The organism is Myxococcus sp. XM-1-1-1, assembly GCF_020037095.1.
GTDB lineage: Bacteria > Myxococcota > Myxococcia > Myxococcales > Myxococcaceae > Myxococcus > Myxococcus fulvus.
In genome coordinates, this window is the sequence record NZ_JAIQDH010000037.1 from 11,943 (window position 1) to 29,936 (window position 17,994).

General features: G+C 73.3%; 13 protein-coding genes. 3 read left to right on the forward strand and 10 right to left on the reverse strand.

Annotation, left to right across the window (positions count from 1 at the left end; all coding sequences use genetic code 11):
- The first annotated feature begins 25 nt into the window (after positions 1-25).
- The 3 genes from K8640_RS40125 (at position 26) to K8640_RS40135 (ending at position 5,482) form a co-directional block, all read left to right on the forward strand.
- Entirely contained in the window at positions 26-1,510 is a 1,485-nt protein-coding gene (locus K8640_RS40125; RefSeq protein WP_223751899.1) for a potassium/proton antiporter, read from the forward strand.
- Between the two features lie 111 nt (positions 1,511-1,621).
- On the forward strand, positions 1,622-3,406 hold the full coding sequence (locus K8640_RS40130; RefSeq protein ID WP_223751900.1) for a monovalent cation:proton antiporter-2 (CPA2) family protein: 1,785 nt from the start codon (positions 1,622-1,624) through the stop codon (positions 3,404-3,406).
- Positions 3,407-3,961: 555 nt separating this feature from the next.
- Positions 3,962-5,482 carry an ATP-binding protein gene (locus K8640_RS40135; RefSeq protein ID WP_223751901.1) on the forward strand — a complete coding sequence of 507 codons (1,521 nt, stop codon included), beginning with the start codon at positions 3,962-3,964 and terminating at the stop codon, positions 5,480-5,482.
- On the opposite strand, the gene K8640_RS40140 is transcribed toward K8640_RS40135, so the two are convergent.
- From K8640_RS40140 to K8640_RS40185, 10 genes are all read right to left on the reverse strand, one after another.
- Positions 5,446-5,838 carry a response regulator gene (locus tag K8640_RS40140; RefSeq protein WP_141330647.1) on the reverse strand — a complete coding sequence of 131 codons (393 nt, stop codon included), beginning with the start codon at positions 5,836-5,838 and terminating at the stop codon, positions 5,446-5,448. The two genes, K8640_RS40135 and K8640_RS40140, sit on opposite strands and share 37 nt — an antisense overlap.
- Positions 5,839-5,863: 25 nt before the next feature.
- A complete protein-coding gene (locus K8640_RS40145) occupies positions 5,864-6,985 on the reverse strand; it encodes a PilZ domain-containing protein (RefSeq protein ID WP_223751902.1) in 1,122 nt (373 codons plus the stop codon).
- A 160-nt stretch (positions 6,986-7,145) separates the two neighbouring features.
- The gene (locus tag K8640_RS40150; RefSeq protein WP_223751903.1) at positions 7,146-8,111 is read right to left on the reverse strand and encodes a fatty acid desaturase; all 966 of its coding nucleotides are present in this window, start codon (positions 8,109-8,111) and stop codon (positions 7,146-7,148) included.
- Positions 8,112-8,239: 128 nt separating this feature from the next.
- Positions 8,240-9,283, reverse strand: a complete 1,044-nt coding sequence (gene cheB / locus K8640_RS40155) for a chemotaxis-specific protein-glutamate methyltransferase CheB (RefSeq protein ID WP_223751904.1) — start codon at positions 9,281-9,283, stop codon at positions 8,240-8,242.
- Positions 9,280-10,104 (reverse strand): protein-glutamate O-methyltransferase CheR, encoded by an 825-nt coding sequence (locus tag K8640_RS40160; RefSeq protein ID WP_223751905.1) that lies wholly within the window; start codon positions 10,102-10,104, stop codon positions 9,280-9,282. The genes cheB and K8640_RS40160 overlap by 4 nt, the downstream gene beginning before the upstream one ends.
- Positions 10,105-10,114: 10 nt before the next feature.
- Positions 10,115-12,490, reverse strand: a complete 2,376-nt coding sequence (locus tag K8640_RS40165) for a HEAT repeat domain-containing protein (protein ID WP_223751906.1) — start codon at positions 12,488-12,490, stop codon at positions 10,115-10,117.
- Complete coding sequence (locus K8640_RS40170; RefSeq protein ID WP_223751907.1) at positions 12,487-15,027, reverse strand: methyl-accepting chemotaxis protein; 2,541 nt, start codon at positions 15,025-15,027, stop codon at positions 12,487-12,489. The genes K8640_RS40165 and K8640_RS40170 overlap by 4 nt, the downstream gene beginning before the upstream one ends.
- Positions 15,008-15,454, reverse strand: a complete 447-nt coding sequence (locus tag K8640_RS40175) for a chemotaxis protein CheW (RefSeq protein ID WP_141330659.1) — start codon at positions 15,452-15,454, stop codon at positions 15,008-15,010. Before K8640_RS40175 ends, K8640_RS40170 begins: the two co-directional genes overlap by 20 nt.
- Positions 15,451-17,496: a chemotaxis protein CheA gene (locus K8640_RS40180; protein WP_223751908.1), complete on the reverse strand. Its 2,046-nt coding sequence runs from the start codon at positions 17,494-17,496 to the stop codon at positions 15,451-15,453. Before K8640_RS40180 ends, K8640_RS40175 begins: the two co-directional genes overlap by 4 nt.
- Entirely contained in the window at positions 17,493-17,870 is a 378-nt protein-coding gene (locus K8640_RS40185; protein WP_141330663.1) for a response regulator, read from the reverse strand. The genes K8640_RS40180 and K8640_RS40185 overlap by 4 nt, the downstream gene beginning before the upstream one ends.
- Positions 17,871-17,994: the final 124 nt, after the last annotated feature.

Below are 17,994 nucleotides of genomic sequence, written 5' to 3' on the forward strand. Positions count from 1 at the left end.
GGACGGCTAGAGTCCTCGCCCGGTCATGCCCATCACCACGGAGCCGCTCCCCACCGCGTTCCTGCTCGCCGTCTGCGGCGCGCTGCTGGCGCTCAGCGTGTTGTTCAGCCGGGCATCCGGCCGCTTCGGCATCCCCGTGGCGCTCTTGTTCCTGGGCGTGGGCATGGCGGCGGGCTCGGACGGCCCGGGCGGCATCGCCTTCGACAACTACGGCTTCGCGTTCCGGCTGGGCACGGTGGCGCTGGTGCTCATCCTGTTCGACGGCGGGCTCAACACGCCCCTGGCCGCCATCCACTCCGCGCTGAAGCCGGCGGCGGTGCTGGCGACGGTGGGCGTGGTGGCGACCGCGGCGCTGATGGGCGCGGCGGCGCACTTCATCTTCGGCTTCGGGTGGACGCAGTCCCTGCTGCTCGGCGCCATCGTGTCGTCCACGGACGCGGCGGCGGTGTTCTCCGTGCTGCGCGGCAGCGGGCTGCACCTGAAGCGGCGGGTGGGCACGACGCTGGAATTGGAGTCGGGGTTGAACGACCCGATGGCCGTCATCCTCACCACGGGCCTGACGCACACGCTGGCGAGCGGCAAGCCGCCGGGGTGGGACCTGGCGGTGGAGGCGGTGGTGCAGATGGTGGTGGGCGCGGGGCTGGGGCTCGCGATGGGCATGGGCGCGAGGCTCCTGCTCAAGCGCCTGCGGCTGCGCGTGGCGGGGCTGTACCCGGTGATGACGCTGGCGCTGGCGCTGCTGTCCTTCGGCCTGCCCACGCTGCTGCACGGCAGCGGCTTTCTGGCGGTGTACGTGGTGGGCATCGCGCTGGGCAACGAGAGCATCCGCTACCGCACGGGCCTGCTGCGCGTGCACGACGCGCTGGCGTGGCTGTCGCAGGTGTTGATGTTCCTGGTGCTCGGGTTGCTGGTGTATCCGCGCAACCTGGTGGAGGTGGCGTGGGAGGGGCTGGGGTTGGGCCTGGTGCTCGCGTTCCTGGCGCGGCCGCTGGCGGTGTTCCTGTGCCTGCTGCCGTTCCGCTTCCCCTTCGGGGAGATGGTCTACACGGGCTGGGTGGGGTTGAGGGGCGCGGTGCCCATCATCCTGGCGACGTTCCCGGTGCTGGCGAACGCGCCGGGCTCGCGGGACATCTTCAACATCGTGTTCTTCATCGTGGTGGTGAACGGGCTCATCCCCGGGGCGACGGTGCCGTGGGTGACGAAGAAGCTGGGCCTGGCGGCCAACGTGCCCGAGCCGCCCCAGGCGGTGCTGGAGATTGCGTCCACGCAGCTGCTCAAGGGGGAGCTGAGCTCGTTCTACATCGACAAGGCGTCGGCGGTGGCGGGCGAGCGGCTGGCGGACCTGCCCTTCCCGCCGGGCTCGGCGGCGATGCTGCTGGTGCGTGGGCAGGAGCTGCTCGCGCCCAAGGGCGACACCGTGTTCCAGCCCGGTGACCACGTGTATGTCTTCGGCCACGCGGAGGACCTGCCGCTGTTGCGCCTGCTCTTCGGGCAGCAGGAGGACGAGTAGGCGCGCGTGCGCTGGGCCCGGCCGGAGCGCCGATGCTTTGCCGTCGAATCATCGGCGTGCCGCCGTGGCTGTGATTGCTCGTCCCAGGCGTCCGTGACAGGAAGCGGGTTCATGTCCTTCCTGCATCAGGCGCTGGTGTTCCTGGCGGCCGCGGTGGTGTCCGTCCCGCTGTTCAAGCGGCTCGGCCTGGGCTCGGTGCTGGGCTACCTCGTCGCGGGCGCCGTCATCGGCCCCTCGGGCGCGAAGCTCATCGGCGACGTGCAGAACGTGCTCCACTTCTCCGAGCTGGGCGTGGTGCTGCTGCTGTTCGTCATCGGCCTGGAGCTGCAACCCTCGCGCCTCTGGAGCCTGCGCCACTCCGTCTTCGGCATCGGCGGCGCCCAGGTCGTCGTCACCGGCGCCCTGCTCGCGAGCGTCAGCTGGCTGTTCGGCCTGTCCCCCGGGGCGTCCATCATCGCGGGCTTCGGCCTGTCGCTCTCCTCCACCGCCTTCGCCCTCCAGCTGCTCGCCGAGCGCAACCAGCTCACCACCGGCTACGGACGCCTCGCCTTCGGCATCCTCCTGTTCCAGGACCTGGCCGTCATCCCGCTGCTCGCGCTGCTGCCCCTGCTGGGCCACGCGAGCACCGCGTCACCCGAGCCCGGCTGGCTCACCGGCCTCAAGGTCGTGGCCGTGCTCACGGGCGTGGTGCTCGCGGGCCGCTTCCTCTTGCGCCCCCTCTTCCGCGCCGTGGCCTCGTTCCACAGCCAGGAGCTGTTCACCGCCACCGCGCTGCTCGTCGTCGTGGGCACCGCCGCCCTGCTCCATGCCGTGGGCCTGTCCATGGCGCTCGGCGCGTTCCTCGCCGGCGTGCTCCTGTCCGAGTCCGAGTACCGCCACGAGCTGGAGGCCGACATCGAGCCCTTCAAGGGCCTGCTGCTCGGCCTGTTCTTCATCGCCGTGGGCATGAGCGTCAACCTGCGCCTCATCGTCGAGCAGCCCGTGCTCGTCACCGCCCTCGTCCTGGGGCTGGTGGCCCTCAAGGGCGCCGTGCTCTACGGCCTGGGCCGCTTGAGCCTCAAGGAGAACGAGCCCTCGCTCAGCCTGGGCGTGGTCATCTCCCAGGGCGGCGAGTTCGCCTTCGTCCTCTTCGCGCTCGCCGTCTCCTTCCACGTCATGAGCGCGCACGAGGCGGACCTGCTCGTCGTCGTCGTGGGCCTGTCCATGGCCACCACCCCCATGCTCTACGCGGCCTACGAGCGCCACGTCCGCCCCCGCTTCCAGAAGAAGGCCCAGACGCGCGAGTTCGACGTGGCGCCCCAGGAGGACCACCCCGTCATCATCGCCGGCTTCGGCCGCGTGGGTCAGGTGGTGGGCCGACTGCTGCGCGCCAAGCGCATCGGGTTCACCGCCATCGACGCGAGCCCCGAGCACATCGACTTCATGAAGCGCTTCGGCAGCCAGGTGTTCTACGGCGACGCGTCCCGGCTGGACCTGCTGCGCGCCGCCCGCGCCGACAAGGCCCGCGTCTTCGTGCTCGCCATCGACGACATGGAGGCGTCCCTGCGCACCGCGAAGACGGTGAAGGAGCACTTCCCCCACCTGGTCATCTTCGCGCGCGCCCGCAACCGCGTGCACGCCTACCAGCTGCTGGACCTGGGCATCGAGCACGTCATGCGGGAGACGTTCGCCGGCAGCATGGAGCTGGGCGGCGACATCCTCCAGACGATGGGGCTCACCTTCTCCGAGAGCCACCGCGTCATGGAGCGCCTGCGAGAGCACGACGAGAAGCTCCTGCGCGAGACGGCCCGCTTCCACCGCGACGAGGCCAGGCTGGTGGAGGCCGCCGCCCGCGCCCGCAAGGAGCTGGAGCGCCTCTTCGAAGAGGACGACGCCGAGCAGAAGAAGTCCGCCTGAGCCGCCCCACCCTCGCGAGCCGGGTGCTCCCGGACAGCGCCCCTCATCACGTCCGACCTGGACTGACCCACCTCCCTGGGATTCCGGACTCCAGACGAAAACGCCACATCCCAGACCCACCCCGTTTCCCGGGTTATCTGAACCCGCATTCACCCCGGGCGCATCCGGCCGGCCGAATTGCAGTCACGCTGCAAGAACCGGCCGTTCGGAACGGCAGGCAGGGACCTGGAGCGCACCGAGCGAGGAAGGAGCAGCGGGGGCCGCTCGCGCCAGACACGGAGCGGAGTATGGTTCTGCCCGGATGCGTTTCGGCCTCACCGCAGCACTCAAGCCCACCCCCTTCCGTGCCTCGGCCCACGCGGAAGCGCGGGGATGCCACGCGCTGACGACGTCACCCCGTGCGCGGGGGACGGCCGCCGCGCCATGCCGCCCCTTTGCGCGGAGCACCTTCTCGACGAGGAGCCCGGAGAATCCCGAGGCAGCCTGTCCTCCCTCCTGACACGGCCCCGCCTCCTCTCCTCGACCTCCAGCTCCTCCCGCGAAAACCCACGACGCATGCCCTCCACCCCCGCCAAGAAGCGCCCGCGATCCCCGGCCCCGGCCCTCCCCTCCGAGGCGTCGGCCGGCGTACCGCTGCATGCGCTCCTGGAGGGACTGCCGGATGCGTTCTTCACGCTCGACGCCGGCTGGCGCTTCACCTACCTGAGCCCGCGCATGGCGGAGCTGCTGGAGGGCTCCGCCACGGTCGGCGACGACGTGCGCCGCGCGTGCCCCCAGCTGCTGGATTTGCGCCGCCACCTGCGCTTCGAGCAGCCCGCCACCCAGCAGCCCGCCACGCGCTTCGAGCACGGCTGGCCGGAGCGGGACTCGACGTTCGACGTGCGCGCGCGCGTGGTGCCCGGGGGGCTGTTGGTCCACTGCCGGGACATCAGCGGGGAGAAGCGCGCGAAGGAGGAGCTGCGCCGCGCCAGCGAGGTGTTCCGCGCCATCCACGAGGGGACGACGGACTCCGTCTACACGAAGGATTTGGAGGGCCGCTACCAGCTCATCAACGCCTCGGGCGCGCGCGCGGTGGGCTACGAGGTGGAGCAGATGGTGGGCCGCACGGACCACGAGCTGTTCGCGCCCGAGGTCGCCCGCGTCAACGCCGCCAACGACCGGGAGGTGCTCGCCTTCGGCCGCACCGTCACGTACGAGGACGCGCAGCCTGGCGTGGAGGGCCCGCGCGTGTGGCTGAGCACCAAGGGCGTGCTGCGCGACGGTGACGGCAAGGTGGTGGGGCTGTTCGGCATCAGCCGCGACATCACCCAGCGCAAGTGGGCCGAGGAGGAGGCGCGCCGCCACTCCGAGTTCCAGGAGCAGCTGATGGGCATCGTCAGCCACGACATCAGGAGCCCCCTGGGCGCCATCATGAACTGGTCGCGCGTCATGGCCGAGTCCGGCACCGCCGAGGACGCGCGGCGCACCAGCCAGCGCATCGCCACCGCGGCGGTGCGCATCGAGCGGCTCACGCGCCTGCTGCTCGACTTCACTCGCACCCGGCTGATGGGCGGCGTGGCCATCGAGCCCAGGCCCATGGACTTGAAGGACCTGGCGCTGCGCGTGGCGCACGAGTTCCGCGTGGCCTACCCCGAGCGCGTCATCGAGGTGGAGCACAAGGGCAACACGCAGGGCATGTGGGACCCGGACCGGCTGGGGCAGGTGGCCAGCAACCTGCTGGAGAACGCGCTGAAGTTCGGCCCCTCGGACACGCCGGTGCGGCTGGAGGTCCGGGCCACGCGCGGCAACAAGGTGGTGCTGGAGGTGCACAACGGCGGGCGGCCCATCCCCGCGCACCTGCTGCCGCACCTGTTCGAGCCCTTCCGCAGCGGCCCGCAGACGACGCGCACGCTGAAGATGAGCTACGGGCTGGGGCTCTACATCGTGCGGGAGATCGTCCAGGCGCACGGCGGGGGCATCGAGGTCAGCTCCACCGAGGAGGACGGCACGTCCTTCACGGTGACGCTGCCGCGCCGCTCGCTGCCCGCCCGGCCCCAGGCTCAGTCGCCGCGGGTGCCGCGCTCCGAGCCCAGGTAGCGGTTGAGCAGCGCCGCCAGCTCCGAGCCCGCGAAGGGCTTGGTGAGGTAGTCGGTGCAGCCGCTGTCGAAGCCCGCCTGCACGCTCGCGGGCTCCATGCGCGTGCTGCACAGGATGATGGGCGTGTGGCGCGTGGGCTCGCGCTCGCGCAGCGCGCGGCAGGTCTGCAGGCCATCCAGGTGCGGCATGTGGATGTCCAGCACGACCAAGTCCGGCGCCTCCACCTCCACGCGCGCCAGCGCCTCCAGCCCGTCGCGGGCGATGAGCGTCTCGTAGCCGCGCTCCACCATCATCATCTGGTGGAGCATCAACACCGTGTGCGAGTCGTCGACGAGCAGGACCTTCTTGCGCCGCATGACGTCTCCTCGATGGGACCAGGGCTCACGCGGGGGACGTGGCCTGGCAGAGCTGACGAAGGTGCATCAGGCGCGGAGGGCCCATGCCCAGGAAGCGCACCCCCATGCCGTGGGGCGCGCACAGGCTCTCGCGCTGCGCGCAGGGGTTGGCCCACGCCACCACGCCGTGGGACTCCAGCCGCTCACCCGTGGTGGGCAGGTGCAGCCGCAGCGTCACCGCCGCGCCGGGGCGCGCCGGCACCAGCGTGCGCACGAAGAGGCCCGCGGGGCTCATCGCGAAGGACACGCCCGACGTCCAGGGGGCGGCCTTGCTCTCGCCCTCCGCGAACTCCACCGGACAGCAGAAGGGCACCCGCTCCTCCACCCGGAGCGAGGCGCCGTCGCGGCCCAGGAGCGTGTGCACGCGCGGCAGGAGCGCCCCCGCCCGCGCGCACTCCGCGGGCGTCACCGACAAGGTCGGCACTCCGTCCAGGAGCGCGCGCGCCGTGGCGCTCGCGCGGGCCCACACCCCACCCCAGGCGCCGTCACCCGCGACGACGAGCAGGTGGGGCCGGGCGCCGTGCTCCTCCACGCGCGAGGCGGCGCCCTCCACGGTGGCGCTGTACAGCAGGTGATGGCCACAGGCCTCCAGCAGCGAGCCCAGCCCCGTCCACGTGCGCGCGCCGCCCGCGCCCGCGAGCAGCACCACGCGCGGGCTGTAGCGCTCGCTCGCGGGGGCTGCGGGGCTCTTGCCCAGCAGCGCGGACAGCCGGGCGCGCACGGCCGCCTCGCTCACCGGCGTCACCAGGCAGTCCTCGATGCCCTCGGCGTCCGCCGCCTCCAGCACCTCCGCGGGCGTCTCCGGCTCGGCCACCAGCACCAGCGGCGCGCCGGACGCGCCCACGCGCGCCTTCAGCCCCCCCAGCCCTCCAGGGCCACGCTCACGCACGTGCCGCCAGTGGACCAGCACCAGCCGGGGCCGGGCTCGCGAGGAGGGCTCACCCGCCACTCCACCCGCGACGGCCGCCTGCACCGGCTCACACCCCAGCGCCCGGGCGGCGCGCGACAGACACAGCCACGCCTCGCCCACCACGCCCACCCACAGCACACGAGGCGCCCCGGGCGTCTCGCCAATGACGGGCCGGACCGGGCCTGAGGCCATCCTCATGCGGATTCTCCGTGTCTGGTTCCCCCCGGCCCCGCCACTCGCGTTGTTGGCGAGATATGGGAAACAGCCACACGGTGAATACTCCCCCTGGTCGGATTCCAGGGAGAGGTGAGGAATACAGGACAGAGAGAATCAGCCCGACCTTTCGGTGCGGGCGACGTCAGACGCGGGCGACGTTCACGCCCGAGTCCACCGCCTGCAGCTCGTCGCCGAAGGACACGTCCACGGCGCCGCCCTGGGGCGGGTCATAGGGCGCGCGGCCGACCTGGGTGGTGCCGAAGCGGGGGAACAGCGGCGCCAGCACGTAGGAGCGGAAGCACCAGCCGAAGAAGCTCACCGGCTTGAGCCGGGGGTCGATGGAGGCGGCAATCTTCGCGTGCGCCTGGGGCAACAGGCTCCAGTGCAGCCCCGGCGTCTCGTGGTGCACCGCGTGCAGCCCGTTGTTGAAGAGGAAGAAGTTGATGAGGCGGCCGGTGAAGCTGCGGCTGTGGTCGTGCTCGCTCCAGGGGTCCGCGTGGACGTGCTGGATGTAGTTGAAGAACATGATGGTCCACAGCGAGAAGAACGCCGGAATCAGGAACGCGAAGGCCCAGACGCGCAGGCCACCACCGATGCCGTGCAGGTAGATGGCCAGCGCGACGAGCGCCGCGTGGGTGCCGCCCCAGACGACGTACTGGAGGACAATCTGGCGGAACAGGGCGGGGTTGCGCGCGCGGGCCTTGTCGATGAAGGCCTTGGTGGGCTCCTGCTGCCAGTAGGTGGAGACGAAGGGGAAGAAGAAGGCGACGAGGAAGTTGTGCTTCTTCGAGTAGCGCCAGGTGATGGTGGCGTCGCCCGCCTTGTTCACGAACTTGTGGTGGTTCAGGTTGTGCGTCGGAATCCACACGAAGGTCGGGTAGCCGTAGAACAGCGACAGCCACATGCCCATCGCCTCGTTCATCTTCCGGTTGCGGAAGGTGGGGCAGTGATTGTGGTTGTGGGCGATGACACCCGCCGACAGCGCCAGGTAGCACGCCAGCGGGCACAGGTAGGGGATGAGCCCGGGGTCCCAGAACATCGTGAGGGCCACCACGGGCATCGCCAGGCACCAGAGGAGGGTGCGGATGTCGGCGCTGTAACGGAGCATGGCGCGCAGTGTGCCTTACGCCACAGTGAAGGCCCAAATCTATCGCTCGCCCTCCAGCGGGGCCTCCCTCTCCCCCTCGCCGTGTAGGAGAGCGGGCGACGCTCTCCCCACCCGCGCTTCCAGGGATTTCAGCGCAGGTGCGAGCGCAGGAGCTCCACCATGCCGCCCAGGGGCGCGCTCGCGGTGGCCAGGCCCGCATCGTCGACGGCGCGGGGCATGCCGTAGACGACGCAGGAGCTCTCCGACTCGGTGAGCACCACGCCGCCCGCCTCGCGGATGGCGCGCGCGCCGTCGCGGCCGTCGTCTCCCATTCCGGTGAGCACCACGCCCACCGTGTCCTTGCCCCAGACGCGGGCGGCGCTCTGGAAGAGCACGTCCACGGAGGGGTGGTGGGGCATGCGCAGGGGGTGACGGTCCAGGCGCACCAGGCTGAGCGCGCCGTGACGCTCCACCTTGAGGTGCTGGCCGGCGCGGGCGAGCACGACGCGCCCGGGGAACAGCTCCATGCCGTCCTCCGCCTCGCGCACCTCCAGCGGACACAGCGCGTCCAGCCGCCGCGCCACCGCCTCCGTGTAGCCGGGGGGGATGTGCAGCGCGAGCGCCATGGGCGCGGGGAAGTCCGCGGGCAGCTCCGACAGCAGCTTCGTCAGGGCCTGCGGGCCGCCCGTGGAGGTCCCCACCACCACCAGCTGCCGGGCGGGCGGGAGCGCGTCCGGGGACGCGAAGGACGAGGGGGCCACGGGCGAGGCCACGGGGCGCCGGGCGGCGCGGGCCGCGATGCGCACCTTCTCCACCAGCTCCGCGCCCAGCTCGTAGAGCCGGTCCGTGGCCAGCGCGGTGGGCTTGTGCACCAGCTCCACCGCGCCGTTCTGGAGGGCCGCCACCGCCAGCTCGCTCTCCTCGCCCGCGCTGCTGACCACGACGACGCGCGGCGCGAGCTCCATGGAGGACAGGGCGCGCAGCACGCCCAGCCCGTCCAGGTTGGGCATCACCAGGTCCAGCGTGAGCACGTCCGGCGACAGCTCCGCCACCTTCTCCAGTGCGTCCAGGCCGTCCCGGGCGGTGTCCACCACCTGGATGTCCGGCGCGTTGGACAGCACCTGCTTGAGCACCTTGCGCGCGAAGGCCGAGTCGTCGACCACCAGCACGCGGATGGGGGCCGGGGTCATCATGTGTCCGCCTTGTTGTAGAAGAAGACGCCCCGGCGCTCCTCGCAGCAGAGCGCGGTGCCGAAGCGCATGAGCGACTCGGAGGTGCCCACCAGCAGCTGGCCGTGGGGCTTGAGCGCGCTCGCCAGCGACTCCACCACCCGGCGCGCCGTGGCGTCCTGGAAGTAGATGAGCACGTTGCGGCAGAGGATGGCGTCGAAGGCGCCCAGCCGCGCCACCGCGGCCTCGTCCACCAGGTTGACGCGCATCCACTGCACCCTGTCCACCAGCTCCGGCTTCACCCGCACGCGCCCCTCCACGCCGCGCTCCAGCCAGCGCCCCTCCACGCCCGGAGGCAGGGCGCGCAGCGAGCGCAGGTTGTGGTCCCCCGCGCGCGCGCGCTCCAGGACCCGGGAGCTCAAGTCGCTGGCGACGATTTCCACGCCGGCCAGCGCGCCGCGGTCCGCCAGCATCATGGCCAGCGTCAGGGGCTCCTCGCCGGTGGAGCACGCCGCGCACCAGACGCGCGGCTTGCGCCCCTGCTTCGCCAGGGGCACCAGCACGTCCTCCACCAGCACCTGCAGGGGCTGGGCCTCGCGGAAGAAGTACGTCTCGTGGACCAGCAGCGAGTCCACCAGCGCGTCCAGCGCCTCGGCGCCCGCCGGGTCGTAGCGAAGGAAGTAGTAGTAGTCGAGCAACGAGTCGAACCCCGCCTCCAGCGCGCGGTCCGACACCTTGTCCGCCATCAACTCCCGGTCCTCGGGCGAGTAGTGCAGCCCGGCGCGCTGCTCGATGAGCGCCGCGAGGATGGCGAACACCTGGGGAGACATCGGCAACGAAGGCATGGCGTCCTTGTCACCGCCCCAGCGCCACGAGACAGGCGCGGCGCACTTCCTCGTCCTCGTCCCGGAGCGAGGCGCGCTCCAGCGCGTCGCGCGCCTCCACCGTGCCCAGCGCCCCCACCGCGGGCACCGCCGCGCGGCGCCCCGAGGGGCTGGCCGTCTCCAGCGCCTGGAGCAGGCCCGCGCGCGCGTCCGCCCGGCGCATGCGCGCCAGCGCCGCCACCAGCAGCGGCGCCGTCACCTCGTCCGCGGCGTCCAGCGCGGCGAGCAGCCCCGGCAGCCGTCCCTCCATGGGCAGGGCCAGCGCGCTCACCACCCGCTCGCGCACCGTCAAATCTCCCAGCAGCGACACCAGCGCCTGGGTGGAGGGGATGCCCGGCCGCGTGGCCAGGAAGCCCACCGCCGCGCTGCGCACGCTGTCGTCCCGGTCGCTGGCGGCGCGCAGGAGCGCGGGCAGGGTCTCCGGGGCCTCGTACTCGGCCACCGCGGACAGGGCGACCAGGCGCGTGGCCGCGTCCTCGGACGAGGCGGCCTCCAGGAGCACCGGCAGCGCGTCCTGCCGGCGCGCCACGCCCAGGCCCAGGAGCGCCGCGCGCCGCACGTCCGCGTCCGCGCTGGCCGCCGCGCGCCGCAGCGCCGTCATGGCGCTCTCCGTGTGCATGTGGGCCAGCGCGTCCACCACGGCCACGCGCACCTGGCCCGCGTCGTCGTCCGCCAGCGCGACGATGGCGTCCGCGGCGGCCTCCTCGTTGAGCTTCCCCAGCGACTGGCACGCGTAGTAGCGCACCCACGGGTCGCGATCATTGAGGCCTCCCAGCAGCATGCTGGTGATGCGGGCCTCCTTCTGCGTCTGTCCCAGGGCGCGCATGGCCGCCGCGCGCGTGCGCTCCGACTCGTGCGTGGCCGCCGTGAGCAGCGCGTCCACCGCGCGCGGGTCCTCGATGAAGGGCAGGCCGTAGATGGCCGCGTCGCGCAGCCGCTCGTCCGAGTCGCGCATGGCCGACAACAGCACCTCCAGCCCGCGCGGATAGCCGAAGTAGGAGATGATGCGCAGCGCCGCCCGGCGCAGCCGCGCGTCCGGAGAGCGCGCCGCCTGGAGCGCCAGCGCCTCCGTGTCGTCGCTGCCCAGCGACTGGATGGCGCCCGTGGCGGCCTGCACCACGCGCGGGTCGTCGTCCACCAGGCGCTCGAAGAGCGCGCCCACCGCGGACGCGTCGCCGATGCGCGACAGCGTGTCCGCCGCCATGGCGCGCACCGACGCGTCCCGGTCCTCCAGGCACACCAGCACCTCCGGCACGGACGCCACGCGGCGCCCCACCAGCGGCAGGAGCACCCGGCGCCGGGCGCTGTCCCCGTCGCGCAGCGCCTGCAGGATCTGCTCGTCCGCGTCCGAGCCCAGCTCCGCCAGGGCCGCCGCCGCCGCGCGCGCCACCGTCGGGTCCGGCGCGTCGAGCAGGCGCAAGAGCCCCGCCGCCGCGTCCTGGCCCCCAATCCAGCCGAGCAGCCGCGCCAGCGCGGCGCGCTCCGCGGAGTCCGCGGTGCTGATGGCCTGCGCCAGCTTGCGGCCCAGCACGGACAGGTCCCCGCCGGAGCGCAGCGCCGCCTGCACCGCGCGCGCGCCGCCGAAGCGCTGCACCTGCGCCTCGTGGATGTCCACCAGCGCCACCGCCACCACGCGCACCAGGCTGTCGTTGCCCCGGCGCAAGAGCCCCACCAGCGCGGGCACCGCCGCGTCCTGGCCCGTGCGGCCCAGCGCCCTGGCGGCCTCCAGCGAATAGAAGGGGTCCGCGAGCAGGCCCAGCAGCGCGGGCACCACCGTCGGGTCGCCGCAGCGGCCCAGCACGTCGATGGCGGGGAAGATGCGGAAGAAGTTGCCGCTGCCCAGGGCCGCCAGCAACGCGTCCACCGCCGCGCCGCCGCCGATGCGGCCCAGCGCTTCAATCGCCGCCACCGCGACGTTGTCGTCCGGATGCACCGTGAGCCGGGCGAGCAGCGGCACCGAGCGCCGGCTGCGCCTGCGGCCCAGCACCTGGGCCGCGTCACAGACGATGGCGGCGACGGGGCTGTCCGCCAGCACCTCGAGCGACTCCTCCACCGCGCCCGTGGAGGCCACCAGCGCCTCCACCGCCGCGGCCAGCCGCGCCTCGCTGTCGCGGCGGCTCCTGAGCACCTCGCACAGGGGCGGCACCGCCTGGGTGCCCAGCCGGGCCAGGGCCGCGACGACGGCGCGGCGCACCGCCCAACTCGGCGTGTCCAGCCCGGCCACCAGCCGCGCCAGGTTGTCCGCGCCGCCGCGCGCCAGCTGCTCCACCGCGTCCACCTGCGCCCGGTCCTCCGCGGAGAGGAACAGGGGCGAGGCGCCCACCGCCGAAGACATCGTCGCCGTCATGCCTGCCGCTCCCTCGTCGACTCGACGCCCGCCGGTTCGGAGGGCTTCACGCCCCCCATCCGGGACAGGCTCTCCCATTGCTCCGCCTGCAGTCGCGACAGCTGCCCCAGGCGGTTGGACACCTCGCGCACCTCGGCCGCGTTGCCCGCCACGGCGCGGACCTGCTGCGCGGTGGTGACGGTGATTTCCCGCGCCCGCGTGCGCATCTCCTCCACGCCCCGGGCCAGCCCCTCCGTCACCTGGGTGGCCTCCGCGCTGGCGCGCGCCACGGAGGCGATGCCGGTGGCCTGCCGCTGCGCGGACACCGCCAGCGAACCGAGCACCTCCGACTGCTCGTCCAGCGCGCGCGCCGTGCTCTTGGCCACCCGGCGCACCTCGTCCGCGCCCTTCACCAGCGCGACGAGCGCCTGGGCCTGCTCGTCGGTGGCCCGCGTCACCGCGCCCGCCAGCTGCGCCACCTGGCGGCTGGCCGCCTCGCCCTGCTTGAGCGCGCGCGCCTGCTCCGCCATGCCGCGCGCGGACTGGGCCACCTCCTTGCGCGTGGCGTCCATGGCCCGCGTCACCTCCGCCGCCGCCTTGGCCTGCTCGGCCAGGCCCGCCAGCGTGCGCTGCGTGGTGCTGGCCATGTCCTGCGCCAGCGCGCTCACGCCCGTGACCTCCTTGCTCTGCGTGCCCACCACGTTGCTGACGGTCTGCACCAGCTGGCGCATCTGCGCCGCGGCCTTGGACAGGTCCGTCGACGCCGCGGCCTGCTCCTGCACCGCGCGCGCCACCTTCTGGGACACCTCCGCGAGCTGCCCGTTGGCGCGCACCACGTCGCGCAGCGCGCGCGCCTGCTCCCCGGAGGCCTGCATCGTCTGCCGGGCCATGCGCCGCATCTCCGAGCCGCCCTGCGACAGGGACTGCGCCGCCTGGGCCTGCTCCGCGGCGGACGCGGCGATGACGCGGCCCTGCTCGCTCATCCGCACGTTGCCCTGCGCCAGCGCCTGCGCCGCCTGCACCTGCTCCCCGGTGGCGCGGCTCACCTCGCGTACGTTCTGCCCCAGGTCATCCACGCCCTTGAGGATGGTGGTCAGCGCCTTCTCCGCCTCGGAGGCCAGCGCCGAGCCCTCGTCCGCGGCGCGCATGCCCTCGCCCGTGGCGGCCGCCGCCTCGCGCGCCGTCGTCTGGAGCCCGCGCACGATTTTCGCCACGTCCGAGCTGGCCGCCGCCGCCCGGTCCGCCAGCGCGCGAATCTCCTCCGCCACCACCGCGAAGCCCCGGCCGTGCTCCCCGGCGCGCGCCGCCTCGATGCTCGCATTGAGGGACAGGAGGTTGGTGCGGTCGGCGATGAGGTTGATGGTCTGGACGATGTCGCCAATCTCCTCGGCGCGCTTGGCCATCTCCTTCATCACGCCCGACGACTCGACGATGGACTGACGGATGCGGCCGAAGCCCGCCATGGAGCGCCCCACCGTGGCGCCGCCCTCGCGGGCGATGGTGCCCACCCGGTCCGCGGTGGCGCGGGCCTCCTCCGTCATCTGCGCCACGCGGCGCGTGGAGGTCTCCAGCTGAGTGGAGGCCGAGGCGCCGGAGGCGGCCTGGCCGTTGATGGACTCAGCGGCCTTGGCCACCGCCTGCGCCGAGCGCGCGAGCTGTTCAATGGTGGAGGCGTTGGCGTCCACCACGGCGGCGTTCTTCTCCGCGGTGGCGGCGACCTCCTCCACGCTCGCGGCCACCTCCTCCATGGCGGAGGCGTTGGAGGCCGCGTGCGTCTCCAGCACGCGCGCGCTCTCCGCCACGCCGCGCACGCTGCGCGCCAGCTCCTCCGCGGTGGCGGCCACCTCCTCCACGCTGGAGGCCATGGAGGTGGAGTCGCGCGCCACGTCCCCCAGCGAGCGGCCCAAGAGGCCCACCGCGTGGGCGACCTGCGTGGCGCGTTCACCCACGCCCTGCGCGTCCGAGGCCAGCCGGGCGATGCCCTTGGCCATCTCCTCGATGGTGGCGCCCACCTGCTCCGCGGAGGCCGCGCCGGACTGGTTGCGCGTCACCAGGTCCGCGACGGTGGCGTTCATCTCCGTCATGGACGCGAGCAGTTCCTCGCTGGAGGCGGCCAGGTCCTCCGCGTTGGAGCTGACGCCCTTCACCGAGCGGGACACCTCCTCCAGCGTGGCCGCGGTGGTGTCCGCCTCCGCCGCCAGGTGGGCGGCGTCCTTGCGCACGTTGGACACCGACGCGCTCACCTCCTCCACCGAGCCCGCCGTCGCCTCCGACTCCTGCTGCAGCTGGCGCGAGGAGTCGCTCACCGTGCGCTGCGTGCGCACCAGCGACTGCACCGCCAGCCCCGTCTGCTCCACGTGCGTCGCCACCGATTCGATGGCGGCGCGCACCTGCTCGGTGCCGGCGGCCTGCTCGTTGCCGCTGCCGGCCACGCGCGTGGCCATGGCCTCCAGCTCCTGGAGCAGCGTGGTGCTCTCACGGAGGCTCCGGGTCAGGCGCTCGGCCAGCCCGCGCGCGTCGTCCTGCCCCTTGGGGGCGTCAGTGTCCTGCGTCGCCATCCGGCGTCTCCTCCCCGATGACTCGGGGGAAATCGATGAGCATCACCAGCCGCGGACCCACCTGCGCCACGGCCTTCACGAAACCCTGCGCGCCCTCGGTGACCAGCGGCGGCGGCGGCTTGAACTGGCCCGGGTCCAGCTTCAGCACCTCGCGCGCGCTGTCGACGAGCAGCCCCACCACGCGCGCGCCCAGCTGCCCCACCACCACCCGCGAGTCGAGCGTGCGCTCCACCGCCGGCAGGCCGAAGCGGCGCCGCGCGTCCACCACCGGGATGACCCGGCCGCGCACCTGCACCAGCCCCGCCACGTGCGCGGGCGCGCCCGGCACGGGCGTGGCGCCGTTGAAGGACTCCATCTGGAGGACGTTCGACGCCGGCAGCACGTACTCGGCGCCATCCACCTTGAACACCACATGCAGCACGCTCATGTCGCGCGCTCCTCTCGTCCCCCGCCCCCCTGCCGGCGCGACGCGCCCAGCGTGGGCAGGTCCAGCACCAGCGTGGGCTGTCCATCGCCCAGGTCCGTGGCGCCCGCCACGCCAGGCACCTTCACCAACGGGTCCTCCAGCGGGCGCAGGACGATCTCCTGCTGCCCGAGCAGCCGCCCCACGCCGAAGGCCACCAGCTCCCCGCGCTGGCGCACCAGCAGCGCCCGCGCGGGCACGGTGTCGGCCGCGCTGGCCGTCCCCTGCCCCAGCAGGCGCTCGAGCCACACGAGCGGCACCGCCTGTCCCCGCCGCTCCACCAGGGCCACGCCCCGGCCCCCCGGGGGACGCACCACGCGGGAGGCGTCCACATCGAAGAGCTCCTCCACGCACGACACCGCCACCGCGTAGCGCGCGCCGGCGCACTCGAAGACGATGGCGTCCAGCAGGGTAATCGTCAGCGGCACGCGCAGCCGGAACGTGGTGCCCACGCCGGGCCGCGTCTCCATGCGCAGCTCCCCGCCCAGCTGGTCCACGACGATGCGCCGGACGATGTCCATGCCCATCCCGCGCCCGCTGGTGGAGGTGACCGACTCCCGCGTGGAGAAGCCCGGCCGGCACAAGAGCTCCAGCACATCATCGTCCGTGCGCGGGGCCGGCGCGCCCGCGCGCTTCGCCACCGCCGCCCCGTCCACGCCGCGCCCGTCGTCGCGCACGAGCAACTCCACGAAGCCGTTGGCCTGGGCGTGACATGCCAGGCGCACCAGCCCCTCCGGGGCCTTGCCCAGCATGCGGCGCTCCTCGGGCGACTCCAGGGCGTGGTCCACCGCGTTGCGCACCAGGTGCACCAGCGCGGGCATCAGCCGGTCCGCCACCGCCTTGTCCAGCTCCGCGTCGCCCACGTCCAGCTCCAGCCGCACCGCCTTGCCCGTGGCCCGGCGCAGCCCGCGCACCAGGAGGGGCAGCCGCTCCAGCACGTCCCCCACGCGCACCATGCGCAGCCGGAGAATCGCCGCGCGCATGTCGCGCAGCTGGCGCGAGTTCTCCTGGAGGATGGCGCGCAGCTCCCGCGTGGGCGCGCCCGCCGCCGTCAGGTCCGCCACCGCGCGCTGCAGCCGCGAGCGGTTGACGACGAGCGCCGCCAGCCGCTCCAGCGCCTCGTCCAGCCGGGACACCTCCACCCGCAGGGTGCCGCCCCCGCGCCGCAGCTCCTCCGGCTCCTCGTCCAGCTCCCCGTCCAGCCGCGCGGGCGGGCTCACCACGGGCACGGGCGACAGGGCCTGCTCGACGGCCAGCGGGCGCACCAGGGCGGGCTCGCCCCCGGCGGCGTCCATCAACACGCCGTCCGCGGCCTCGGTGCTGAGCAGCAGCACGAAGGTGAGCGAGCCGCCCCCGGGCACGGGCCCCGACAGCGGGACGACCTTCACCAGCTCGCCCAGCGCCGCCAGCCGCTCGCGCACGCTGTTGATGGTGACGCCCTTGGCGGCGCGCTCGGCGCCGGGGATGAAGTCCACCCGCACGGGGCGGCGGCCGCCCGCGGTGGCGGTGAGCTGCTCGCGCTCGGTGGGCGTCAGCTTGGCGCCGAGCGCCAGCGTCTCGTCGAGCACCACCGCGACGGGCCGCGAGGCCGCCGGCGCCGTCTCGGAGGCCTCCAGCGCCTCCAGCCGCTCCAGGAGCCCCGAGGGCACCGGGGCCGCGGGCTTGCCGGAGGCGAGCTGGCGCATGCGCTGCTCCACCGCGCGCAGGCCCTCCATCAGCGGCTCCACGCTGGACTCCGGGAGCCGGCCGCCGGCCTGGTCCGCCTGACGCAGGGACGTCTCCATCCAGTGAGAGATGGAGACGATGGGCTCCACGTCCACCATGGCGGACAGGCCCTTGATGGTGTGCAGCGCCCGGAACAGCTCCCGCACGGCCTTGGGGTGGGCCGCGCCCCGACGCGCGCTGGCCTCCACCGCGAGCAGGTGGCGGTGCGCCGAGTCGAGCAGCTCCTCCACCTCCGCCAGATAGGCGGGGAGGAAGTCCGCGAGGTCCACGGAAGCGGTCAAGCCCGCGTCTCTTCCAGCAGCCCCCGCGCCTCCGCGAGGATGGCGTCGGGGGTGAAGGGTTTGGTCATGAAGCGGTTGGCGCCCGCCTCCAGCGCCCGCGCGCGCGACGCCTCGTCCCCCCGCGTGGTCACGATGATGATGGGCAGCGTGCGCAGCTTGTCCTGCCCCCGCACGAACTCCACCACCTCGATGCCTCCGATGTCCGGCATGTTCAGGTCCAGCACCAGCAAATCGTACGGGCTCAGCGACAACCGCTCGATGGCCTCCAGCCCGCTCGAGGCATGGGTGAAGTTCAGCCCCGGGTAGGGCCTCAGACAGGCCACCACCATGTCCCGCATCACCTTGCTGTCATCGACGACGAGCACCTCTGCCATGGATTCCCCTGAAGACGAGCCGCGACCCTAGAGCGATTTCCCGGGCGGGAAAGAGAACGGCGGGGCCCCCCGTCCGCCACCTTCCAGTGGTCGACAATCGTACGTTGGGACAGGCACCCGCAGT